The 23,953-nt window shown below is 40.3% G+C and carries 23 protein-coding genes; 15 read left to right on the plus strand and 8 right to left on the minus strand.

Annotated features, from left to right (window positions below):
* The first annotated feature begins 13 nt into the window (after positions 1 to 13).
* The 7 genes from J8L85_RS03345 (at position 14) to J8L85_RS03375 (ending at position 7,211) form a co-directional block, all read left to right on the plus strand.
* Entirely contained in the window at positions 14 to 1,225 is a 1,212-nt protein-coding gene (locus tag J8L85_RS03345) for a TCR/Tet family MFS transporter (protein WP_211014516.1), read from the plus strand.
* Positions 1,226 to 1,457: 232 nt separating this feature from the next.
* Entirely contained in the window at positions 1,458 to 2,915 is a 1,458-nt protein-coding gene (locus J8L85_RS03350) for an oligosaccharide flippase family protein (RefSeq protein WP_211014518.1), read from the plus strand.
* A 35-nt stretch (positions 2,916 to 2,950) separates the two neighbouring features.
* On the plus strand, positions 2,951 to 3,385 hold the full coding sequence (dut, locus tag J8L85_RS03355) for a dUTP diphosphatase (RefSeq protein ID WP_211014520.1): 435 nt from the start codon (positions 2,951 to 2,953) through the stop codon (positions 3,383 to 3,385).
* 6 nt (positions 3,386 to 3,391) lie between these two features.
* Positions 3,392 to 4,336 carry a hypothetical protein gene (locus J8L85_RS03360; RefSeq protein ID WP_211014522.1) on the plus strand — a complete coding sequence of 315 codons (945 nt, stop codon included), beginning with the start codon at positions 3,392 to 3,394 and terminating at the stop codon, positions 4,334 to 4,336.
* 3 nt (positions 4,337 to 4,339) lie between these two features.
* The gene (locus J8L85_RS03365; protein ID WP_211014524.1) at positions 4,340 to 5,125 is read left to right on the plus strand and encodes a DUF4292 domain-containing protein; all 786 of its coding nucleotides are present in this window, start codon (positions 4,340 to 4,342) and stop codon (positions 5,123 to 5,125) included.
* Complete coding sequence (locus tag J8L85_RS03370) at positions 5,122 to 6,354, plus strand: peptidoglycan DD-metalloendopeptidase family protein (RefSeq protein WP_211014526.1); 1,233 nt, start codon at positions 5,122 to 5,124, stop codon at positions 6,352 to 6,354. The genes J8L85_RS03365 and J8L85_RS03370 overlap by 4 nt, the downstream gene beginning before the upstream one ends.
* A gap of 17 nt (positions 6,355 to 6,371) precedes the next feature.
* Complete coding sequence (locus tag J8L85_RS03375) at positions 6,372 to 7,211, plus strand: aldo/keto reductase (RefSeq protein WP_211014528.1); 840 nt, start codon at positions 6,372 to 6,374, stop codon at positions 7,209 to 7,211.
* On the opposite strand, the gene J8L85_RS03380 is transcribed toward J8L85_RS03375, so the two are convergent.
* Both J8L85_RS03380 and J8L85_RS03385 read right to left on the minus strand, forming a co-directional pair.
* Entirely contained in the window at positions 7,208 to 7,723 is a 516-nt protein-coding gene (locus J8L85_RS03380) for an acyl-CoA thioesterase (RefSeq protein ID WP_211014530.1), read from the minus strand. The two genes, J8L85_RS03375 and J8L85_RS03380, sit on opposite strands and share 4 nt — an antisense overlap.
* Positions 7,724 to 7,782: 59 nt before the next feature.
* The gene (locus J8L85_RS03385; RefSeq protein WP_211014532.1) at positions 7,783 to 8,748 is read right to left on the minus strand and encodes an SPOR domain-containing protein; all 966 of its coding nucleotides are present in this window, start codon (positions 8,746 to 8,748) and stop codon (positions 7,783 to 7,785) included.
* A 90-nt stretch (positions 8,749 to 8,838) separates the two neighbouring features.
* Between J8L85_RS03385 and dprA the strand changes: the two genes are divergently transcribed.
* Positions 8,839 to 9,957: a DNA-processing protein DprA gene (dprA, locus tag J8L85_RS03390; protein WP_211014534.1), complete on the plus strand. Its 1,119-nt coding sequence runs from the start codon at positions 8,839 to 8,841 to the stop codon at positions 9,955 to 9,957.
* A 180-nt stretch (positions 9,958 to 10,137) separates the two neighbouring features.
* Here the strand turns inward: dprA and trpS are convergent, their stop codons facing one another.
* Positions 10,138 to 11,106, minus strand: a complete 969-nt coding sequence (trpS, locus tag J8L85_RS03395) for a tryptophan--tRNA ligase (protein ID WP_211014536.1) — start codon at positions 11,104 to 11,106, stop codon at positions 10,138 to 10,140.
* 70 nt (positions 11,107 to 11,176) lie between these two features.
* Between trpS and J8L85_RS03400 the strand changes: the two genes are divergently transcribed.
* Entirely contained in the window at positions 11,177 to 11,914 is a 738-nt protein-coding gene (locus J8L85_RS03400) for a lysophospholipid acyltransferase family protein (protein WP_211014539.1), read from the plus strand.
* Positions 11,915 to 11,918: 4 nt separating this feature from the next.
* Here J8L85_RS03400 and J8L85_RS03405 read toward each other — a convergent pair whose 3' ends face one another.
* The 4 genes from J8L85_RS03405 to recA form a co-directional block, all read right to left on the minus strand.
* The gene (locus J8L85_RS03405) at positions 11,919 to 13,403 is read right to left on the minus strand and encodes an outer membrane beta-barrel protein (protein ID WP_211014541.1); all 1,485 of its coding nucleotides are present in this window, start codon (positions 13,401 to 13,403) and stop codon (positions 11,919 to 11,921) included.
* 40 nt (positions 13,404 to 13,443) lie between these two features.
* Positions 13,444 to 14,007 carry a sigma-70 family RNA polymerase sigma factor gene (locus J8L85_RS03410; protein WP_211014543.1) on the minus strand — a complete coding sequence of 188 codons (564 nt, stop codon included), beginning with the start codon at positions 14,005 to 14,007 and terminating at the stop codon, positions 13,444 to 13,446.
* 25 nt (positions 14,008 to 14,032) lie between these two features.
* Complete coding sequence (locus J8L85_RS03415) at positions 14,033 to 14,452, minus strand: hypothetical protein (RefSeq protein ID WP_211014545.1); 420 nt, start codon at positions 14,450 to 14,452, stop codon at positions 14,033 to 14,035.
* A gap of 80 nt (positions 14,453 to 14,532) precedes the next feature.
* The gene (gene recA, locus J8L85_RS03420; RefSeq protein ID WP_047246805.1) at positions 14,533 to 15,540 is read right to left on the minus strand and encodes a recombinase RecA; all 1,008 of its coding nucleotides are present in this window, start codon (positions 15,538 to 15,540) and stop codon (positions 14,533 to 14,535) included.
* Between the two features lie 445 nt (positions 15,541 to 15,985).
* Here recA and J8L85_RS03425 point away from each other — a divergent pair, with 445 nt between their 5' ends.
* The 3 genes from J8L85_RS03425 to J8L85_RS03435 are packed head-to-tail and all read left to right on the plus strand — an operon-like array spanning position 15,986 to position 18,544.
* Complete coding sequence (locus J8L85_RS03425) at positions 15,986 to 17,227, plus strand: peptidase U32 family protein (RefSeq protein WP_211014548.1); 1,242 nt, start codon at positions 15,986 to 15,988, stop codon at positions 17,225 to 17,227.
* Entirely contained in the window at positions 17,227 to 17,457 is a 231-nt protein-coding gene (locus J8L85_RS03430) for a ferredoxin (RefSeq protein WP_211014550.1), read from the plus strand. The genes J8L85_RS03425 and J8L85_RS03430 overlap by 1 nt, the downstream gene beginning before the upstream one ends.
* Before the next feature lie 55 nt (positions 17,458 to 17,512).
* Positions 17,513 to 18,544: a rhodanese-related sulfurtransferase gene (locus J8L85_RS03435; RefSeq protein ID WP_211014552.1), complete on the plus strand. Its 1,032-nt coding sequence runs from the start codon at positions 17,513 to 17,515 to the stop codon at positions 18,542 to 18,544.
* A 2-nt stretch (positions 18,545 to 18,546) separates the two neighbouring features.
* On the opposite strand, the gene J8L85_RS03440 is transcribed toward J8L85_RS03435, so the two are convergent.
* Positions 18,547 to 19,716, minus strand: a complete 1,170-nt coding sequence (locus J8L85_RS03440; RefSeq protein ID WP_211014554.1) for an MFS transporter — start codon at positions 19,714 to 19,716, stop codon at positions 18,547 to 18,549.
* Positions 19,717 to 19,892: 176 nt separating this feature from the next.
* Between J8L85_RS03440 and ricT the strand changes: the two genes are divergently transcribed.
* Genes ricT through J8L85_RS03455 form a run of 3 tightly spaced genes read left to right on the plus strand, consistent with a single transcriptional unit; the run spans position 19,893 to position 23,896 of the window.
* The gene (gene ricT, locus J8L85_RS03445; RefSeq protein ID WP_211014556.1) at positions 19,893 to 21,071 is read left to right on the plus strand and encodes a regulatory iron-sulfur-containing complex subunit RicT; all 1,179 of its coding nucleotides are present in this window, start codon (positions 19,893 to 19,895) and stop codon (positions 21,069 to 21,071) included.
* Complete coding sequence (locus tag J8L85_RS03450; RefSeq protein ID WP_211014558.1) at positions 21,061 to 21,546, plus strand: gliding motility lipoprotein GldH; 486 nt, start codon at positions 21,061 to 21,063, stop codon at positions 21,544 to 21,546. Before ricT ends, J8L85_RS03450 begins: the two co-directional genes overlap by 11 nt.
* Before the next feature lie 4 nt (positions 21,547 to 21,550).
* Positions 21,551 to 23,896, plus strand: a complete 2,346-nt coding sequence (locus tag J8L85_RS03455; RefSeq protein WP_211014560.1) for a transglycosylase domain-containing protein — start codon at positions 21,551 to 21,553, stop codon at positions 23,894 to 23,896.
* The last annotated feature ends 57 nt before the right edge of the window (positions 23,897 to 23,953 follow it).

Raw genomic sequence — 23,953 nt, forward strand, 5'->3', positions numbered from 1 at the left:
TTTTGTCCCCGATATGAAATCGAAAAAAACGGCTTTACTTTTTATATTCATTACAATTTTGGTCGATGTTATCGGAATAGGGATCATTCTCCCTATCATTCCAGAATTGATAATGGAGCTAACAGGTGAGGGCAATCATATGGCCATTATATATGGAATGTGGTTGACCACCGCTTTTGCAGGAATGCAATTTTTGTTTTCACCCATATTAGGGGAAGTATCGGATAGATTCGGTAGGCGTCCCATTCTTTTGTTGGCGTTGCTTGGTTTGAGTATCGATTATTTGATACACGCGTGGGCACCTACCATTACTTGGTTGTTTTTGGGAAGGTTTTTGGCCGGTATTACCGGAGCCAGTTTTACGGTGGCCTCCGCTTATATCGCCGATGTTAGTACCAAAGAGAACAAGGCAAAGAATTTTGGGTTGATTGGGGCCGCTTTCGGATTGGGCTTTATTATTGGCCCTGGAATTGGTGGTTTTTTTGGTGAAATAGATATTCGATTACCTTTTTACATAGCGGCGGCATTGACGTTTACTAATTTTCTATTTGGCTTGTTCTTTGTTCCAGAATCCCTATTGCCAGAGAACAGAAGGCCTATTAATATAATGAAAATGGTACCGGGGGTGTCGTTATTCGCATTACGGAACTATAAAGGGGTGTTGTTGCTTCTCTCGGCCTATTTTTTGGCCAATTTGGCCGGCCAGGCGCTTCCTTCCACATGGTCCTATTATGGAATTGAGCGTTATGATTGGAGTCCAAAGGAAATAGGCATTTCATTGATGGTCGTAGGGTTGTTGGTAGCGATCGTTCAGGGAGTTCTAGTCGGTTTTTTTGTAAAGAAACTAGGTAGAAAAAGGGTGGTTGTCTATGGCTTTTTATTATGGACGATAGGTATGTTCCTTTTTTCATTGGCATCTGAACCTTGGATGTTGTATGCCTTTTTAATTCCATACGCATTAGGGGGTATTGCAGGACCCACGGTTCAAGGGGTCATTTCCAACGAGGTTTCCGAAAAGGAACAAGGAAACCTACAAGGGTCTATTACGGGTCTGGTCAGTGTTACCGCAATTTTAGGGCAATTGATATTCTCACCGGTCTTTTATTACTTTATACGTCCAGAAACAACTATTTATTTTCCTGGGGCTCCCTACGCATTGGCTGCCTTTTTGCTATTACTGGCTTTTTTATTGGCCTTTTTGGCAATGAGAAGAATGGACCTATAGAACAATTTACATGTTATTATCATCGGTAGAATAAAGGATTGTATTTTTTGTGCTTGACAGAGGATCGCGACCCTAGAACTTAAAGAAGGGCATTACACATAGATTTGTGTATGGTTTGCACGACGTTTGTCAACACTTTCGATAGAAATACAATTTTTTAAGCAACGAGCTATAGAAGTAACTTTGTTTAACCATCGTAAATAGGTACTTTTAAGGTCTCAATATAAGGTGCTTGAATCCGCTTAAAAAACTTTTTAAACAAACTGCCATATATGGCTTGGCAACTGTTTTGCCAAGAATGCTGTCATTCTTGCTCGTGCCTATTTATACTGCTGTAATGCCTCCCGGAACATATGGAGAGGTAACCCTTATTTTTTCATGGTTTGCCATTTTCAATGTTTTTTTGGCTTACGGAATGGAGACGGCCTTTTTTAGGTTTTATAAAGAATCGGAGTATCGAAAAAAGGTAGTCTCTACCTCTTTGATTTCTTTGGCGGGGTCCTCTATGTTGTTCTTGTTGGTAGGTTTGCTGTTTAAGGATACTATTGCCGCGGTTTTGAATATTGAGCCTAGGTATATGAACTATGTATTGGGTATTTTGGTGTTGGATGCTTTGGTGATCGTTCCTTTTGCTTGGTTAAGGGCAAATGAGAAACCGATGCGGTATGCCATTGTTAAAATTTTGAACGTGGCAATGAATCTTGGGTTGAACCTGTTCTTTCTAATTCTGTTGCCAAAATTGGCGACAGCGGATGCCCCAGGGTTTTTAGGCAAGGCCTATATACCCGATTTTGAGATATCGTACATTCTTATTTCCAATCTTATTGCCAGTAGCGTAACGCTGTTGCTGATGATCCGTATTTATTTAAGAAAACCGTATGTTTTTGATATGGATCTGTGGCGGAGAATGTTAAAATATGCCATGCCTGTTATGGTTGCCGGAATCGCATTTACCGTTAACGAGGTTTTTGATAGATACCTGCTTTCAGAATTGCTTCCTGCCGACATTGCCAAAGTTGAAATGGGAAAATATTCAGCGTGCTATAAGCTGGCATTGTTCATGACACTTTTTGCAACGGCTTTTCGTATGGGTATAGAGCCCTTTTTCTTTAGTCATTCCGATAGCAAAAACCCTCAAAAGGCGTATGCCCAGATAACCAATTATTTTGTAGTACTGGGAAGTATAATACTATTGGGAGTGGTTGTTTTTGCCGATGTGCTAAAAAAAATGATTGTTTTAAATGCATCTTATTGGGATGCTATGTCGGTAGTGCCCATTATCGTATTGGCCAGTTTTTTCCTCGGAATCTACCATAATCTATCTGTTTGGTATAAAATTACCGACAGAACCAAATTTGGAGCATATATATCCATGATCGGGGCTTTGTTAACGATCATCATCAACTTTGCATTTGTATCTTCCTATAGTTATATGGCATCGGCATGGGCAACCCTGATCGCCTATGGTACCATGATGCTGTTGTCCTTTTATTTTGGACGTATGTACTACCCAATACCCTATAATTTTAGAAAAATTATATTTTACTTAGGAATTTCTATACTGTTTTCAATCATTTCCTTCTATATCTTTGATAGGAGTTTATTTGTTGGAATCCCATTATTATTAATTTTCTTGGGCTTGGTATATAAATTGGAAATAGACAATTTAAAAAAGGTTTTCACTAAGTAGGAAACAATAATTTTTAATCTATTATATTAATTTGAATGAAAATAAAGATTATAAATAAATCGGGTCATGAGTTGCCCCACTACGAGACAGAGGCGTCCGCCGGAATGGATTTAAGGGCCAATATTGATGAACCGGTTAGGCTTAAACCGTTAGAGCGTGCCATTATTAAGACGGGTCTTTTTATGGAATTGCCCATGGGCTATGAAGCGCAAGTAAGACCACGGAGCGGTTTGGCGGCAAAAAAGGGGATAACCGTATTAAATGCCCCTGGTACGATCGATGCCGATTACCGAGGTGAAGTGGGGGTGATCCTCGTTAACTTATCAAATGAAGACTTTATTATAGAGAACGGTGAGCGAATAGCACAAATGGTCATTGCCAAACACGAGCGAGCCGAGTGGGTGACGGTAGATAGTTTGTCCGATACCGCTAGGGGCCAAGGTGGTTTTGGTAGTACCGGTGTAAAGTAATTATACATGAGAACAAAAATCCTAATGCTGCTAATTTGTCTGGGGATATACCTTATCCCCATGGGAGTTTGTTCGCAAGAGGATAACAGGGTCATGGTAGAGGAGAGTGCTGAAGTCTTTTTAGATGAGTATTCCGATGATTTTCAGGTTAGTTTCTTTGAAGCACTAAAGCAAAAGGGCATTCAGAACTATGATAAGGCTATAAATGCCTTATTGAAATGTAAGGAAATGGGCCCCGAAAAAGATGTGGTTGCCTATGAGCTCGCCAAAACGTATTTGTTGGACAAGCAATATATAAATGCACAACAATTTGCTGAAGAAGCGATAGCCGAAGACCCAGAAAATTATTGGTACGCACATATTTTGGCAAAAACTATGGATGCGCAAAATTCTTCCATAGAACTTGTAAAAGAACACATTCCTTGGAAGAACGATACTTTAAAGGCGAATATCGCCAAGGCCTATTTTGAACTCGGAAAATATAGATTGGCAAAATCAATATTGGAAGAGGTAAAAAATATGGAGGGATTGGATTATTTGAAATCCAGGATAAACGATTCCATTAACAAGGAGCCCGAAAAAATAGTGGTTAAAAGTTATACTACGGAGGTAGGCACCTCCTCCGAAGTAAAAAGTTTAATGGAGTATAAGAACCGATTAAAAGGTTTGATAAGTATAGAAAATTCCGCGACATTAATTTTGCAGGTCTCGGAAGATGCATTGGAAAATTATCCGTCGCAACCCTATTTTTATTATGCCAATGGATATGCCCTTAACAGAACCAGAAAAAATAGGCAGGCGATAGAGTCGTTGGAAACGGCGTTGGATTATTTAATAGGAGATATATCATTGGGCAATAAGATTTACAAAGAATTGGCAGATGCATACAATGCATTGAACAACCCGACGAAGGCAAATATGTATCTTCGTAAGATTAAACCCGGATTTTAGATTATGACAGGGAATTTATTAAAAAATAGTAGGGCGTTCTTTTATGTGGCTTTTGTTTTCCTTGTGGTATCCTGTAAGAGTACCAAGGTAATATCCGATGGCACCGTAGACGATCGGTTGTCTTCTAAAGCCGTTATTAAGGCCCATTATCAAAACGCACCTGGCTTTAATAGCCTTAGCGGCAAGGTTAAAATAAATTATAACGACGGGGAAGATTCACAGAGTTTTACCGTGAGCCTTCGAATGGTAAAGGACAAGGGTATTTGGATGAGTGCTCCTTTAGGCATCGTAAAGGCATATATTACACCAGATCGGGTTTCTTTTTATAACAAATTGGACAATGAATATTTTGATGGCGACTTTTCTTATTTAAGCAAACTGTTGGGCACCGAGGTCGATTTTGGTATTGTGCAAAATCTTCTGTTGGGTCAGGCACTATTTGATTTGAGAAAAGAAAAGTATGGGGTTTCCATTGCCGATGAAAGCTATCGTTTGATTCCGAAAAAGGCCGGACAGTTGTATAAGACATTGTTTCAGATAGAACCAAAAAATTATAAAATGGCATTACAACAGTTGTCGCAGCCATTAAAGAAAAGATTATTGGAGATCAAGTACCAAAATTACCAGCAAGTGGGTAAGGAAGCGATACCCAATGAAATTAACATACTAGCGATTGAAGAGAATTCGGAGAGCAATATTTCTTTGGAGTATCGTAGCATAGAATTGAATAGGCAAATAAATTTTCCGTATAAAATACCAAAAGGTTTTAAAGAGATAGTATTAGAATGATGCTTAAAAAACCATACACCTATTTGTTGTTTTTATTTGTTGCCTTTGCAGTACAACATGCAATTGGGCAAACAAGTGAGCAAAAGGCATTGGAGGAAAAAAGGGCCCAACTGCAAAACGAGATAAGGAATATTAATCGGCTCTTGTTATCCGAAAAGAAAGAAAAGGGGAATGTCTTGGACCAAATGGAGGCCTTGGATAAAAAGATCGGTGTGCGGCAGCAATTAATAAGGGTAACCAACCAACAAACAAACCTTCTCAATAGGCAAATCAATACCAATATTAGGAATATTAGCAAACTTAAGAGCGAACTACAAGAGATCAAGGACGAATATGCCAAAATGATCCAGAAGTCCTATCAAAACAAATCCAAACAAAACAGGTTGATGTTCCTGTTGTCTTCAGAGAGCTTTTTTCAGGCCTTTAAAAGGCTGCAGTATATGAAACAATATACCGACTATAGAAAAGAGCAAGGAGAGCAGATAATAGCCAAAACGGAGGAGCTAACGAGGCTTAACATGGACTTGAACGAAGAAAGGAAGGTGAAAGAAGTATTGTTGGCCCAGAACAACAAAGCGAAGAATCAACTTTTTAAAGAAATACAGGAGCAGAAAGCCCTTCTTGGCACTATTCGTAAAAATGAAAGTAAATATGCCAAGGCAATAGAGGCAAAGAAACGTGAAGCACGAAAAATTGACCAACAGATCGAAAAATTGATCAGGTCGGCCATTGCTGCATCTAATAAGAAGGCAGGTAAGACATCCAGTAGTAGTTCCAGTAAATTTGTTTTAACACCAGAAGCGACCATCGTAGCCAATAATTTTGCCGCCAATAAAGGGAAGCTTATATGGCCAGTGGAAAAGGGAATAAAAAGCCAAGGTTTCGGAATCTATAAAGATGCCGTTTATCCAGGGATAAAGCATCAAAGCAACGGGGTGATCATAGCTACGGATCCAGGCAGCAAGGCAAGAGCTATTTTTGAAGGTGAAGTCATCGCCATACTGGCGGTGCCTGGTGGTAATAAGGGGGTGCAGATTAAGCATGGTAACTTTATAAGTACGTACTATAATCTGTCGGAACTCTCGGTAAAAAAAGGGGACAAGGTTAAAATAAAGCAAGAGTTGGGCACTATTTATACCAATCGGTCCAATGGTCAAACCCGCTTAAAGTTCTATTTATATAGAGACACTTCAAGGTTGAACCCCGAGGAGTGGGTGTATCAACTTTAACTAATATACTATCGCACATGAAAGGGAAGATAACGGACATTCAAGGAACTTTTACGCTGCATAACGGTGTAAAAATGCCCTATTTGGGCTTAGGAACCTATCAAGCAGAGAACAACCAAGAGGTGATAGATTCGGTAAAATATGCATTGGAAATCGGTTATAGGCATATCGATACCGCTTCTATCTACCAAAATGAAGAAGGGGTGGGTACTGGCATAAAAGAAAGCTCAGTGCCAAGAGAGGACATCTTTTTGGTTACGAAGGTATGGAATGCCGATCAAGGTTACGATAGCACCTTAAAATCTTTCGAGGACAGTATAAAACGATTACAGGTAGATTATTTAGATCTTTTATTGGTTCATTGGCCCGTAAAGGAAAAATATAAAGATACTTGGAGGGCGCTTGAGTATTTATATGAACATAAAAAAGTAAGGGCCATAGGTGTCAGTAATTTTCTACAGCATCACTTAGAGGACTTAATGACGGATTGTAAAATTGTGCCTATGGTGAACCAAATGGAATTTCATCCTTATGTGGTACAGCAAGAGTTGATCGACTTTTGTGATAAAAATACCATTCAGTACGAAGCATGGTCCCCATTTATGCAAGGCAAAGTCTTTAATCTTGATATCTGCAAGAAATTGGCGGCCAAGTATAACAAATCGATCGCCCAGATCATACTACGTTGGGATTTGCAAAAAGGCGTAGTAACCATCCCTAAGTCGGTTCATAGAAATAGGATAGAATCAAATGCCGATATTTTCGATTTCGAATTATCGCAAGAAGATGTAGCTTATTTGGATAGTCTAGATAGGGGCGAGCGAATAGGTCCCCACCCCGATCATTTCGATTTTTAGTCCTTTGTGAAGAGTGCTTTTAGTTCGGTAGCATCGTCCGCTTTCATTTTACCGGCCAATACCAAACTTAGTTGTTTTCGCCTTAGGGCCCCTTCATATCTTTTTTTCTCTAAGGCCGTTTCAGGTCGTAGAGGAGGTACTTCTGTCGGTTTTCCGGTTTCATCTACGGCTACAAACGTATAAATGGCTTCATTGGCCTTGGTGCGCTTTCCATTATACCTGTCTTCTATCCAAACATCTATATATACCTCCATAGAAGTAGTATAGGCCCTAGATACGGCAGCCTCTACCGTTACAACACTTCCTAAGGGAACGGCAAGATTAAATGCCACATGATTTACAGAAGCGGTCACAGTTATTCTTCTACTGTGCCTACCGGCGGCTATACTTGCTGCACGGTCCATCCTGGCAAGTAGTTCTCCCCCAAAAAGATTTTGAAGGGCATTGGTTTCACTAGGTAAGACCATATCGGTCATAGTGGTTCTAGATTCTGATGGAGTTTTTGCTGTCATACAGTAAAATTTTGCGCAAAGATACGGGCAACAAAAATTCTAAATGAAGCTAGGTTACTTTATTTTTCAGAAAGCAGCCACGCATCGGCAGATTGCGTACGTTTGATCTCCTTTAAGGCCGTTAAAGCCTCTTTGGGGTCATTAAAACGGTCATAGGTAACCACGTGAAGGCCGTAGGCATTGGTGCCATAATAAGACGCATTCTTGTACCCTTTGTTTTGAAGGGCCTTAATTTTGCGGTCTGCGTTTTCTTTAATTCTAAATGCCCCTGCTACGATATGGTGTTTTCCGGCGGTGGCCGTTTTGGTTTTGGCAGAGGAGATGGCATCAATAGTTACCGTAGGTAATTCAAGGGGGTCGGTATCAAAAAATGTAGCCTCTTGTATCTGTCTGGTCACCTCTTTTTGAGCCTCTTGTCTTACGATTTGATCTGCTTGTATACGGTCGTTGTAGAAGCGGTAGCCTGTTAGGCTTGTGGACAATGCGACTAAAAATATGGCGGCATATTTTAAATAAGGCCTAAAACTACCTTGTTCTCTTTTTTCGGGACTGATGATAAATGGAATTTGCTCTTCCATTTCTACTACCTCTTCTTTTAAGACTTCCCTGGTAACAGGTATTGCTTTAAAGGAAGATAATCCAAACGAGGAGGTCAGATAATTTACCTCGTAATAAGGCTGAAATTGTATGCGCCCCTCACCATTGGTCCAAAGAAGCCCTATGTTTGGTAAGCTTATCTTTTCACCATCGGCCAATTGTCTTTTCCAATCTTTGGCTACCTCTTCGATTTTGGACAGGGTAGTTTCAAAAGAAGCTTTTTCTGCTTCTGCTATATGGGAAACCAACAAGCCATCATTGGAGGTGAGCTGCTCGTTAAAGGAAATTAACTTTGCAGGAGCATAAAAAGTATTCGTGATATCATTGATCCTTGCCGGAGTCCTTTGGGTAAGGAACGCCCCGAAATTTGGGATTACCACGCAGTTATATCTATAAAGTAATTCTGTGATATAATGTTCTACTACCATAAGGCACAAATATCAAAAAAATAAAGGGTCTTCAAAACGGATGGGATAACTTTTTATTAACATTATATTTGTGGTCTCTGGTTCATAACAATGATAGATTCACAACATACTGCTGATGAGTTGCTTGCAATTTTAAGGTTACAGCACATACCTAACATTGGCGATGTTCTTGCCAAGAAATTAATTGCACATTGTGGTAGTCCATCGGCAGTTTTTGAAGAAAAAAGGGAAGCACTCTTAAAAATTGACGGTATTGGAACACACACCATAAAATATCTGTTCAATGCGGCACATTTAAAAGCTGCGGAAGCTGAATACAGCTATATTATAAGCAACAACATCCAATACACCTATTTTAGGGACGCAGAGTATCCTAAACACCTTAAGCATTGTATCGACGCCCCGATTCTACTGTTTAGAAAAGGAAAAATGGATTTTGCGGGCCGTAAAATAATCAGTGTTGTAGGTACCCGTAACATTACCAGTTATGGCATGGCTTTTTGTGAGCAGTTCGTAAAGGACATAGCTCCGCTAAACCCTATTATTGTTAGTGGATTCGCCTACGGAGTCGATATTTGTATCCAAAGGGAAGCAATAAGGCAAGGTTTGCAGACCATCGGTTGTTTGGCGCATGGCCTTAACCAAATTTATCCGAAGGTACATGCGAAGTATCAGGCCGGGGTATGCGATAACGGAGGGTTTTTTACAGAATTTTGGAGTAACAGTAATCCCGAAAGGGAGAATTTCTTAAAGAGGAACCGGGTAATTGCCGGTATGAGCGAGGCTACCGTTGTAATAGAGTCCGCAGAAAAAGGAGGTAGTTTGGTCACTGCAGATATAGCCCATGGTTACAATAGAGATGTTTTTGCCGTACCAGGACGTAGTAGCGATAAGTATAGTATTGGTTGTAATAATTTAATAAAACAGCAAAAAGCACATATGTTGACCTCTGCGGCCGATTTGGTGTATATGTTAAATTGGGATATTGACGAGCAGAAAACCAAAACGGTTCAAAAGCAATTGTTTGTAGACTTGGACGAAACAGAACAGGCTATTTATACTTATTTGCAGCAAAATGGCAAGCAGTTGTTAGATGGTATCGCCCTAGATTGCCAAATACCCATTTATAAGACTTCGGCCACCTTGTTGGCCATGGAAATGAAAGGCGTTATTAGACCTTTGCCAGGTAAATTGTTCGAAGCCATTTAAGATTTTACAGACTATCCGGTATGTAGAAATGATTAAAATAATGGTGTAAAGCGTTTTTGAGGCGCTATGTCGATCAATCTATAAAAGAAAACGATCACTGGGCCGTTTACGTAAATTTAAAACAATAAAAAACCGACCCTTTGGTCGGTTTTGAATTTTTAATACTATTGGCAGGTATAATTAATACCCTATTTTTTCTCGAACTCTTTGTAAGACGCCCTCAGCTACTTTTCTTGCTTTTTCGGCACCTATAGCCAATGCTTCATCCACTTCATTGAGGTTGTTCATGTAATAATCGTATTTTTCGCGGGCTTCACCAAACTTGTCTGTGATAACTTCGTACAACGCTTGTTTGGCATGGCCATAACCATAATTACCGGCAAGGTAATTGGCGCTCATTTCCTCTATTTGTTCTTGGGTTGCCAATAGTTTGTATAGGGCAAATACGTTGTCGTTGGTAGGGTCTTTCGGATCTTCCATAGGGGTACTGTCCGTTTGTATTCCCATGATCTGTTTTCTCAATTTTTTATCGGTCTGAAAAAGATTGATCAGGTTGCCACGGCTTTTACTCATTTTCTCCCCATCGGTGCCGGGTACATACATGGTATTTTCGTGAACTTTTCCTTCAGGAATCACAAAGGTTTCGCCCATTTTGGCATGAAAACGGGAAGCTACGTCCCTAGTCATTTCTATATGCTGTAACTGATCTTTCCCTACAGGTACTATATTCGCATCGTACAAAAGAATATCGGCGGCCATTAGCATGGGGTATGTGAACAACCCTGCGTTCACATCTTCCAGTCTGTCGGCCTTATCCTTGAAGCCATGGGCCAAGGTCAATCTTTGATATGGAAAAAAGCAACTTAGGTACCAAGATAGTTCTGTAGCTAAGGGAACATCGCTTTGGCGGTAGAAAACGGTCTTTTCTATATCCAGTCCAAAAGCAAGCCAGGTAGATGCAATAGAATAGGTATTTCTTCGCAGTTCCTCTGCATTTTTTATTTGTGTGAGCGAATGTAGGTCCGCAATAAAAAGAAACGACTCGTTTTTAGGGTCGCTTGCCATTTCTATAGCGGGCATTATAGCGCCTAAAATATTGCCCAAATGTGGTGTTCCCGTACTTTGGATTCCTGTTAAAATTCTTGCCATTTATGTATAAAATAAGGGTGCAAAGGTAAAACAAATCAAAAAAATAAGCGCAAATAACTATTTTTGATTTATGGTTAAATTACTTAAGCGAGTAGGGCAAACTATATATAGAATTTGGTTTTACGTTTTAGTCGCCGTACCAATTTTTTTGTGTTTTCCTTTTTTGTTGCTCTTTGCCTCTAGAGAGCAATGGTATCCCCAGTTTTTTTGGATGGCCCGTAATTTATGGGCAAAACCTATTTTATATGGCATGGGATGCCCGCCGAGGGTGCTTTATGATGAATACTTGGTGAAGGGGAAGAGTTATATGTTGGTGGCCAACCATACCAGTATGTTAGATATTATGCTGATGCTTTATGCCAGTAAAAACCCATTTGTTTTTGTGGGAAAGAAAGAACTGGAGAAGATTCCTGTATTCGGTTTCTTTTATAGACGGGTGTGCATTATGGTAGATCGCGACAATGTACAAAGTAGAACGGGAGTCTATAGGCGGGCCCAAAGAAGATTAAAGCAAGGGTTGAGTATTTGTATTTTTCCCGAGGGAGGCGTTCCCGATGACGAAAGTATTGTGTTGGATACGTTTAAGGATGGCGCGTTTAAAATGGCCATAGCACATAAAATTCCGGTAGTGCCTATGACCTTCTATGATAATAAAAAACGATTTTCGTTTACCTTTTTTAGTGGCGGACCGGGATTGATCAGGGCCAGGGTGCATCGATTTTTTGAGACCGAAGGACTGGAAGAAAATGATAAAAGTAAACTTCGAGAAGAGGTTAGGGAAGTCATTTACAGAGAACTCACTTCTTAATACCTTAGAATTTAAAACTAAGTCCACTGTAAATTCCTAATGAGTATGGATTAAACGACCCGTCAACATTTGAGAAAGTGTTTAGTTGATATTTAAAAACCGGTTCTATATTCAAACGAACATTACGGGTAAATTTATAGTCGAGGCCAATACCTACATTGGCACTAAAATTTACATCGTTAATATTATTGGCTTCGCCAACTTCAGTAGTAAGGGCACCTGAAGTAAGGGAAACTTCATTATCTACTAAAAATAAAGAGCTAACACCGCCAATGACATTTACGCCAAGTTTATTGTTGATCAAGGCGTATGATAATTCCACAGGTACTTCAAGATAGCCTATTTTTTGACCCATCTCTCCAGAAAGTTGAGCATTTTGGGCCGAGACATCAAGTGTTTTACTAGTAGTACTTATGGTTGTATTGTTGTTCGAAACTATTAAATTGTCAGATGTTTTTGCGTAATCGATATTTGGGATTTGAGAGTTTTCCAAGGCAGAAAGTGAGGAGGTGAAATATACATCGTTGGTATTATAGCCATAATCTACTTTGTGTATTCCTGACCGTACTGAGAGTTTTGAATTAATCTCATATGCCACGGCTACACCATAACTGAGGTTTATATCACCCGATTTAGAATTGGAGGCGAACATTGGGCTTAAGGGGCTACCATCACCTATTGCGTTATAATATACAGGAGCTACACTTGGTCCGGCCGACCATCTTTTTTCAGATTTCTGTGCAATTTGATCCTCTTCTTGTTCAGTAACCGCTTCAAAAATTGACCTCTTTTTAGAATCGTCTGTAACAGGTTCTTTTTGAGGGTCATTATTGGCTACGGCAGATTGCACGTTTGTTTGCATGGCGCCATTTGCTTTCACTGCGGACAACTCTTTTTCTGTAGGTTGTATATTCTCTTGCCTTTCTTCGGCTTGTGCTACGGCACTCTCTGAAATACCGGTGGTTGTTTTGACAAGGTCATTTTGGCCATTGGTGTTCGTTTCGGTATTTCTATTAGATTTCTCTTGGGAAGAAAGCACGGTAATACCGGGTTGAACAGAGGTACCGTTCGTATTTTTGTGTATGGTGTTTTGAGATGAATTTTCTTTTGTTGTTTCGCTGTAGTCGGTACTCTCTACCAGTTGGTTTTGGTTGTTGTCGGTGTTTTCCTTGTTTACAATTACTTCTGTTTCTTCAATCGGATCGACATCGGATTTTATATTGGTGTTAAAGGGTTGGGTCTCTTTTTTTTCTATATCGGTAATGGGGTTCTTATCTGTGACTTCTTCATTTTGAAATGGATTAAAAACTAATAGTCCCAAGACCAATGTTGCAGCGATACCTCCTAACTGCCACCAAAGGGGTAGAATTCTCTTCTTTTTTTTCTTATCCAACGAAGCTTCAATGGAGGACCACACCTTTTGGTCTGGAGTTTTCTTGAAGTCCAGAAATTTTTCCTGGAATAGTTGGTCTATTTTCTTTTTGCTCATTTTTGTTCAGCCTAATATTTTCTATTGATCCATCTAAGAATCATTTTTTCTTTCCGAGAATAACCATCAATCCGATAATGGATTGGGAAACTTTTCTTTCTATCTTTTCTTTTAATAACATTCTGGCACGGGCAAGGTTGGATTTTGATGTGCCTACTGTGGTGCCCATTAATTCTCCTATTTCTTTATGTGTATATCCGTCCAATACATACAAATTAAAGGTGGCCCTGTATTTATTTGGCAATTCTTGTATGTATTTTAATAAGGTTTGTAAAGAGATGTCGTCATAAACGTTTTCTACCTTTACTTCTTCTTCAATATTGTCATTGACTACATTTAGATATTCCTCTCTTCTGTATTTTTGTAATACCGTGTTTATGGTAATACGTTTCATCCAACCTTCGAATGATCCCTTGGATTTGTACTGACCAATTTTATCATAAATGGTCATAAAACTATCATGAAGGTTATCTTCGGCCTCTGTTTTATTGCGCGAGTATTTTAAACATATACCATAGAGCACCCCTGCATAGGTCCTATACAGATGTTCTTGAGCCTTTCTATCGCCCTTTTTACATTTATGTATGAGTTCTTCTAAAGGCACTCGGTCGGTTATATTAAAATGTAAGTTATTCTACCGGAACGACAACTTCAAAAAACTCAGGTTCTCCTTCACTATTGTCCCCTTTATAAAACCTAAAGGTATATGGTTGATCGTATTTTACGATAAAATCAAAAGAAGCCTCTTCTTCTTCATTTACTTCGGTACAGGCTTCATCATCCGTCATTGATACGCCTATAGCGACTACGTTTCTAACAGTGGTGTCTTCTTTTGTAACGTCAAGGCCTTCATAATGCGTACATTCGTCCGGTATGGTGTAAGTTACGTTTATTTTATATGTTTCGTTTAATTTAAACGACTCTGGTAATTCTGCACTATTTATGGTTAATGAGGTAAAATAAAAGTTGGGGTCGTCGTCGTCAAGCGAACAACCACTCAATAGAACCGATATAAGTGCGGTCGCAAAAACAAATTTTCTCATCATCATCAATTCTTTTTGATAAAGATGGAAGTATGGAAAAAAGGTTGCGTTGGTCGATTAAAAATCGGCCAACGCAGTTTATTTACTTATTTGTTAAGGGCATTGATGGCATCCCTTATTTTACCGTCCAATTCTTCGAACAATTCCGGATTGTCCAGCAATAATGTTTTAACAGCGTCTCTTCCTTGTCCTAGTTTTGTGTCGCCATAACTGAACCAAGAACCGCTTTTCTTAATGATTTCGTATTCAACGCCTAGATCAATGATCTCACCTACTTTTGAAATACCTTCCCCGTACATGATGTCAAATTCGGTAGTCCTGAAAGGAGGGGCTACTTTGTTTTTGACCACTTTTACGCGTGTTTTGTTTCCTTGTACATTACCGTCGGTATCTTTTATTTGCGTAGAACGCCTAATATCCAGTCGTACCGATGCATAGAATTTTAACGCGTTACCACCGGTCGTGGTCTCTGGGTTTCCGAACATGACACCGATTTTTTCACGCAATTGGTTTATGAAGATTACCGTACAATTTGTTTTACTGATAGAGCCGGTCAATTTTCTTAATGCCTGTGACATTAAACGGGCATGCAATCCCATTTTAGAATCTCCCATTTCCCCTTCTATTTCACTTTTAGGGGTCAGTGCAGCAACAGAATCGACTATAACAATATCGATGGCTCCCGAACGAATTAAGTTGTCCGCAATTTCTAGGGCCTGCTCTCCGTTATCGGGCTGGGAAATAATTAAATTATCAATATCAACACCTAATTTTTGTGCGTAGAAACGATCAAAAGCATGTTCCGCATCGATAAAAGCTGCGATACCTCCATTTTTTTGTGCTTCGGCAATGGCATGTAATGTCAAGGTCGTTTTACCTGAAGATTCCGGTCCATAGATTTCTATGACCCTTCCTCGGGGGTAACCTCCTACTCCTAAAGCAATATCAAGGCCCAAAGAACCTGAAGGTATAACTTCAACATCTTCTACAATGCTGTCGCCCATTTTCATAACTGCACCTTTTCCGTAGGTTTTGTCCAGTTTGTCCAAGGTTAGTTTTAGGGCTTTTAATTTTGCTTCTTTTTCAGAACTCATTTGTTAAATTTTAGAAGAGCTAAATTAGCATTTCTTTTTCGAAAAAAAGAATATTGAGGGCTATTACGCAACCATTTGAGCCTTTTGCTATCTTATAATTAATTAGACATTGTTTATTGTATTATAATCCATTGTTTTTAGTGTCAATGGATATTGGTGGCTATGTCCTTTTTATTTTCTGTAAGAATGCTATGAAGAAGAAGAAAATGGAATAGTCGAATAAAGAGTCCCGTTATAACGGGACTCTTTTTTATTGAGTACATCCAGTAATATACCTATCGTTATAAAATTTTGTAAATGCTGAGGTTTTTATCTCAAAATTGATTTATTGGCAAGGGGTTTTTAACATTCTCTTTTAACCAGAGGCCTTATATTTAGTACGGTTGCATGGTAATATTGCCATATAATGTATCTTTGCAGTCCAGAAAACATAGCACTTGTACTTATGACAAGAAATGGAAAGATAGAACTAATGGCTCCGGCAGGGAACTATGAGTCCCTACAGGCTGCTATCGATAATGGGGCCGATTCGGTATATTTTGGCGTAGAGCAATTGAATATGCGGGCCAGGGCTAGTATTAATTTTACTTTGGAAGACCTGCCAGAGATCGCCCGGCGGTGCGGGGAGAAGAATATACGAACCTACCTTACCCTTAATACGATCATATACGACCACGACCTTTCTATTATAAAGACGGTTTTGGATGCTGCCAAAAATGCGGGCATTACAGCGGTGATCGCCATGGATCAGGCCGTTATTTCCTATGCTAGGCAGATTGGTATGGAAGTACATATCTCTACCCAGATCAATATTACGAATATAGAAACAGTAAAATTTTATTCGCTGTTCGCAGATACCGTGGTGTTAAGTAGAGAATTGAGTCTAAGACAGATCAAGAATATTTGTTCGCAGATTGAAAAAGAGGAGGTAAAAGGGCCTTCCGGTAATTTGGTGGAGGTAGAGGTGTTTGGACATGGCGCCCTGTGTATGGCGGTATCCGGAAAATGTTATTTGAGCCTACACTCCCATAATTCATCGGCGAACAGAGGGGCTTGTAAGCAAAATTGTCGTAAAAAATACACGGTCATAGACCAAGAAAGTGGTTTTGAGATTGAATTGGACAACGAATATATGATGTCGCCCAAGGATCTTTGCACCCTCGATTTTCTGGATCAGATCATCGATGCCGGGGTAAAGGTACTAAAGATCGAAGGTAGGGGGCGTGCCCCCGAATATGTGGCTACGGTCATTAAAACCTACAGAGAAGCGATAGACTCCTATTACGAAGGGACATTTAATAAAGAAAAGGTAAACGTCTGGATGGAAGCCTTGAAAAAGGTGTATAACCGAGGCTTTTGGGGTGGTTACTATCTCGGGCAGAAACTGGGGGAATGGAGCGATGGCCCGGGGTCACAGGCTACCCAAAAGAAAGTATATGTAGGTAAGGGGGTGCATTATTACCCAAAACCAGGAATCGCAGAATTTAAGATCGAGGCCTATGATATTAAGGTAGGCGATCAGCTTTTGGTGACCGGACCGACAACCGGGGTAAAAGAACTTCAATTGGACGAGATGATGGTGAACGACCTCAAGGCCGAAATGGCCGAAAAGGGGAACAACTGTACCTTTCCCACCGGCTTTAAGGTGCGGCCCTCCGATAAATTGTATAAAATCGTCCAGCAATAATGGTCGTTGTTACACTGCAGCGGAAGAAGTGCATTGGTTGCAATTATTGTGTCGAATTGGCACCGGAGCAGTTTCAAATGTCCAAAAAAGATGGAAAAAGTGTCTTGTTGCATGCGGTAGAGAAAAAGGGCTTTCATACCATCAAATCACCTGATGACGCGATTTACGAACCTTGCAGGCAAGCACAACAGGCCTGTCCCGTAAAGATCATTACTACCAAGATACGGTAATATTAGCCTATCTTTGCCCGAATAGACTATTCTTTAACTTAACGATTGGTATAGCATGCAACTGTACAATACATTAAGTGCAAAGGAAAGGGAGGCTCTTATCAAAGAGGCCGGTCAAGAACGATTGACAATTTCTTTCTATAAATATGCACACATCGGCAATCCTGCCATTTTTAGAAACCATTTGTTCGTTCATTGGAACGAATTGGATGTTTTGGGCCGTATTTACGTTGCTCATGAGGGTATCAATGCCCAATTATCTGTACCGGCAGAGAATTTTGAAGCTTTCAAAAAACATTTGGACAGCATTTCTTTCTTAGAGAATGTACGGTTGAACATTGCCATTGAACAAGACAACCTTTCTTTTTTAAAGTTAAAGGTCAAGGTGAGGCGTAAAATTGTGGCCGATGGCCTAAACGACAACGCCTTCGATGTTACCAATAAAGGGGTGCACGTAAATGCGGAACGGTTCAATGAGCTTATCGATGATCCAGATACCGTTTTGGTCGACATGAGAAACCATTACGAAAGTGAGATAGGTCACTTTAAGAATGCTATTACGCCCGATGTGGATACGTTTAGGGATTCTTTGGATATTATAGAAAACGACCTTGCCGACCATAAAGAGGATAAAAAATTGGTTATGTACTGTACCGGGGGTATCCGGTGCGAAAAGGCAAGTGCCTATTATAAATATAAAGGCTTTAAACAGGTGTACCAGTTAGAAGGGGGCATTATAGAATATACCCGACAGGTAAACGCAAAAAAGTTGGAGAACAAGTTCGTAGGTAAGAACTTTGTCTTTGATCACCGCAGGAGCGAACGTATTTCAGACGATGTGATCGCGCAATGCCACCAATGTGGCAAACCCTGCGACACCCATGTAAACTGCGCCAACGAGGCCTGTCATCTTCTCTTTATACAGTGCGAGGAATGTGCCCAGAAAATGGACGACTGTTGTTCCGATAGTTGTAAAGAGGTACATGCACTGCCATACGAAGAACAAAAGGCGTTAAGAAAGGGTAAAACGGTAAGCAACAAGATTTTTAAAAAAGGAAGGTCGAAAGTACTGAAATTTAAGGGCTAAGCTTAGATTTCTTTGTTTCCGAATACCAAATGTATTAGCAAGGTTGCGATGGAAAGGGAAAGGCCAAGAATGGAAACCCCTGTCCATTTGTAATGTTGCCATGCGAGGGCGGCCAAAACTGTTCCAAGGGCGCCTCCCAAGAAAAATATGACCATATAAACCGTGTTCGTACGGTTTCGGGCGTTTTCGTTTCTTGAAAATATGATGTTCTGGTTGGCTATGTGTAACGATTGTTGCCCAAGGTCAACCAAAATCACCCCGATAACGATACCGATGATGGAATGATCGGAAAATAGAAAAACCGTCCAAGAGGCAATTAAAATAAGTGATGACGTAATAACGATACGGTTTTTGCTCATCCGGTCGCTTAGTCTTCCTACAACACTTGCGGCCAACGCCCCTACGATACCTATAAGGCCAAATGTCCCTGTAATACCGCTGCCATAACCAAAATTATCCTCCATTAAAAAAACCAAGGTGGTCCAAAATGCACATAGTCCCGCAAAGGAAAGTCCACCGCGTACTGCGGCCAAACGTAGGGGAGGTTCCGTCTTGAACAAATGGACCAACGATTTCATTAAACCCTTATAGGTACCGGTATAGACGGGATCTACCCTTGGCAATTTTATTTTTAGGAGGACAAAGAGCCCTAACATCATGGCGGTAGCTACAAAATACATGGTGCGCCAACCGAATTGTTCGCCGATAAAACCACTGATAACCCTGCTTCCTAAAATACCGATCAGCAATCCGCTCATAACGATACCTATAGCACGGCCCCTGTTCTGGGGGTTTGAGAGCTGGGCAGCCATGGGAACGAACAACTGGGGCAGGGCCGAGGTGCATCCTATAAAAAAGCTGGCAACGACCAGAAGCCATAACGACGGGGCAAACCCTGCAGCCAACAACGATGCCAGCAAAAGCATAAAATCTATTTTCAATATTTTTTGGTTAGAGACCATATCGCCCAACGGAATTACAAAAAGTAGGCCCGCGGCATATCCCAATTGTGTCGCCAAGGCGACATTGCTAACGGCCGATTCGGTGACCCCGAAACTAACCGAGATCATATGAAGTAAAGGTTGGTTGTAGTATAGGTTTGCCGCTAACAAGCCTGCAGAGAGGCTCATAAGATAGAGAACGGTATCGCTCAACCCTTTTTGTTTTTCCATAGATTGGAGTACCCTGTTTTTTTGACTTAGACAAAATTGTTGCAAAGGAACGAAGAACTGTGGTAAGTTGAGATAAGTTTTCAACACATTAAAAATTTAGTACCTTTACATATAAAATTAATACGAACCCAATTTGGTCCGAACTTTCCGGTTTAGATCAAATCAAGATATACTATATGAGCTGTAACAGTTGTTCGACCGGTAAGGACGGACAACCACGTGGGTGCAAGAACAACGGAACTTGCGGTACCGATGGTTGTAATAAATTGACTGTTTTTGACTGGCTTTCAAATATGGCGCTTCCCAATGGGGAAAAGCCTTTTGAGTACGTAGAAGTACGTTTTAAGAACAGTAGAAAAGAATTCTTCAAAAATACCGAAAACCTAACACTTTCTATAGGGGATATTGTAGCAACACAGGCGCAGAGCGGTCACGATATAGGCATGGTTACCTTGACAGGAGAACTTGTGCGTGTTCAGATGAAGCGTAAAAAGGTAGACTTTACAAAAGAGGAATTGCCAAAAATATATAGAAAGGCCACCCAAAAGGATATAGATATTTGGCAGAAATGTCGAGACCGTGAAGAAGAAATAAAAAAACGTTCCAGAGAGATAGCCATTATTCTGAAATTACAGATGAAGATCTCGGATGTGGAATTTCAGGGAGACGGTTCAAAGGCTACATTTTATTACACGGCAGAAGAACGGGTAGATTTTCGTCAGTTGATAAAAGATATGGCCAAGGCGTTCGGTATTCGAATAGAAATGCGCCAAATAGGATATAGGCAAGAAGCCCAGCGATTAGGTGGTATAGGTTCATGTGGGCGAGAGCTTTGTTGTTCAACTTGGCTGACCGATTTTAGATCGGTTTCCACTTCCGCAGCCCGTTACCAACAACTTTCGTTAAATCCCCAAAAATTGGCCGGGCAATGTGGTAAATTAAAATGTTGCTTAAACTATGAATTGGATGTTTATTTGGATGCCCTAAAGGATTTTCCCTCCCAAGATACCAAGTTGTACACCGAAAAGGGATTGGCCTTTTGCCAAAAAACGGACATATTTAAAGAGTTGCTCTGGTTTTCATACAAAGACGAGCCTGCCAATTGGCATGTGCTCTCTAAGGACCAGGTGATAGAGATTCTTGAAAAGAACAAGAAAAAAGAAAAAGTGGCCAGCTTAGAGGCCTATGCGGCGGACAATATTGAAGAAGAAAAGGTAGTTTTTGAAAATGTAGTAGGTCAAGACAGCCTTACACGTTTTGATAAGCCCAAGAAGAGCAGCAATAAGCGAAACCGAAATAGAAATAGAAAAAAGAACAACAGAAATAGAAACAGAAATAAGAAAAATGCGTCGTAGTTTTTTTGTTATAATGTCGATTTTATGTTTTTTCTCTTGTAATACCGATGTGGTAACTTCGGAGTACAAAAGCCTCAATGGGGCCGTGTGGAATAGAGATGATGTAATTAAGTTCAATTTTTCCGAGATCGATACGGTTCAGGAATATAACATGTTCATCAACGTTAGAAACGACAATACCTTTCCTTATAGCAATCTATTTATTATTACTTCATTAACGACTCCGGAGGGTGAAGTGCTCCAAGACACTATGGAGTATGAAATGGCTTTGCCAGATGGAACATGGTTGGGCAAAGGTTCGGGAAGTCTAAAGGAAAATAAATTATGGTATAAGGAAAACATCGTTTTTCCTTCACCAGGCGTATATACACTAGAAGTTTCGCATGCAATGCGTAAAAATGGAAATGTCTCTGGGATTATAGGACTTGAAGGCATTACCGATGTAGGTTTGGAAATAACAAAAAGTAATCCCTAAGCTTATGGCAAAAGCGGTTAAAAAGAAAAACAACAACAAGGGTTTTTCTAAATATATAAAATGGTTTTGGATCTTATTCATATCTGGAGTGGCATTTGTTGCCTTGATCTTTCTGTCGGCCTCTTGGGGGCTTTTCGGGGAGTTGCCACCCTATGAATATCTAGAGAATCCTCAAACAAACTTGGCTTCACAGATAATATCGTCAGATGGCGAGCTTTTGGGCAAGTTTTATTTGGAGGATAACCGTACAGACGTAAAATACGAGGATTTACCGGATAATTTGGTGAATGCACTGATCGCGACGGAAGATGCACGTTTTCATGATCACTCGGGTATAGATGCGAGAGGAACCTTGAGGGCTTTTTTCTTTTTAGGAACCCGTGGAGGGGCCAGTACGATCAGTCAACAATTAGCAAGACAATTGTTTGTCGGTGTAAGGTCAAGAAACAAGATAGAGACCATTAAACAAAAAATTAAGGAGTGGGTATTGGCCATTAGGCTAGAGCGTAGTTATACCAAAGAAGAAATCATCAGTATGTATTTTAATATTTATGATTTTGGAAACAATGCCGATGGTATAAGGTCTGCTGCCCGTATTTATTTTGGGAAAGAACCAAAAGATCTAAAGACGGAAGAATCTGCCGTGTTGGTGGGTATGTTTAAGAACTCATCTCTCTTTAATCCTTTAAGAAGAGAGGAAATGGTGAAGAACCGCCGTAATACGGTATTGGGCCAAATGGCCAAGTACGGTTATATTACCGAAGAAGAGAAAGATTCTTTGCAGGCCTTGAAGATGGATATCAACTATAATCCGGAAAACCATAGGGAAGGTCTTGCCACCTACTTTAGAATGTATCTGCAGAGATTCATGAAAGATTGGATAGAAAAGAACCCAAAACCTGCGATGAAAGGTGAAAGGGACAAGTGGAACATATATTTGGATGGCCTAAAGATTTATACGACCATAGATTCTAAAATGCAGGCGAATGCCGAGGAAGCGGTGTACGAACATATGAAAAACTTACAGAGAGAGTTTTTTAATCAAAATACGCCAGATAAGAACCCTACCGCACCATTTTTGGATCTGACTCCTGAGGAAACAAATCGAATTATGGAAAGGGCGATGAGAACTTCTGAACGTTGGCGAAAAATGAAAGCCGCCGGCAAAACGGAAAAAGAGATCAGGGAGTCGTTTACCAAGAAGGCCGAAATGACCGTTTTTGATTGGAACAGTGAAACCAAAGAGAAGGATACGGTAATGACACCGTTGGACTCTATTCGCTACTACAAGACCTTTTTAAGGGCCGCCATGATGTCCATGGAACCACAAACAGGTCATGTAAAGGCATGGGTAGGTGGTATCGATTACAAACACTTTCAATACGACAATGTAATACAAGGGGCTAGGCAGGCCGGGTCTACCTTTAAGCCTTTCGTATATGCGGCAGCGATCGATCAATTACGCCTTTCGCCATGTGAAACCTTTCCAGATACCCAATACTGTATTGAAGCGGGCAAGCATGGAAATATAGAACCCTGGTGTCCTGATAACTCGGATGGTAAATTCTCTGGCAAGGATATGACATTGAAATATGCCTTGGCAAATTCGGTGAACTCGGTAACGGCACAATTAATAGATAAGGTCGGGCCAAAATCAGTAGTATCGATCGTGAAAAACCTGGGCTTGACAAGAGATATTCTTGAAGTTCCGGCCATTGCTTTGGGAACACCGGAGTTCAGTGTATACGAAATGGTAGGGGCCTATGGTGCATTTGCCAATCAAGGGGTATACGTTAAACCGGTAATGGTTACCAGAATAGAGGATAAGAACGGTACTGTTTTATATGAATATGTTCCAGAAACAAAAGACGTATTGAGCAAAGAAGTCTCTTACGCGATGATAGATTTAATGAAAGGGGTTACTCAAGGAGGATCCGGAACAAGATTACGTCATAGTTACAACAAGAACAACTCGGTATATAAAAAGATCATAACAGGCTACCCTTATGAACTCACAAACCCGATTGCCGGTAAGACCGGAACTACCCAGAATCAAAGTGATGGTTGGTTTATGGGAGTAGTGCCCAATTTGGTAACCGGTGTTTGGGTAGGTGGAGAAGAAAGGTCTGTACACTTTAAGAGTATAACATATGGTCAGGGAGCATCAATGGCACTGCCTATATGGGGACTTTATATGAAAAAGAATTATGCGAACGAAGATCTTGGTGTTTCTAAGGATGACTTTGAGAAACCCGAAAATATGTCTATCGTAACCGATTGCGACAAATTTGAGAAAGACAACAAAAAAGATATGCATTTAGAGGACGATCTAGACGATCTGGACTTCTAATGATGGATTGATAAATTTGTATTAAAAACCCTGGCAAGCGCCAGGGTTTTTTTATAT

Source organism: Maribacter sp. MMG018, from assembly GCF_018100785.1.
Classification (GTDB): Bacteria; Bacteroidota; Bacteroidia; order Flavobacteriales; family Flavobacteriaceae; genus Maribacter.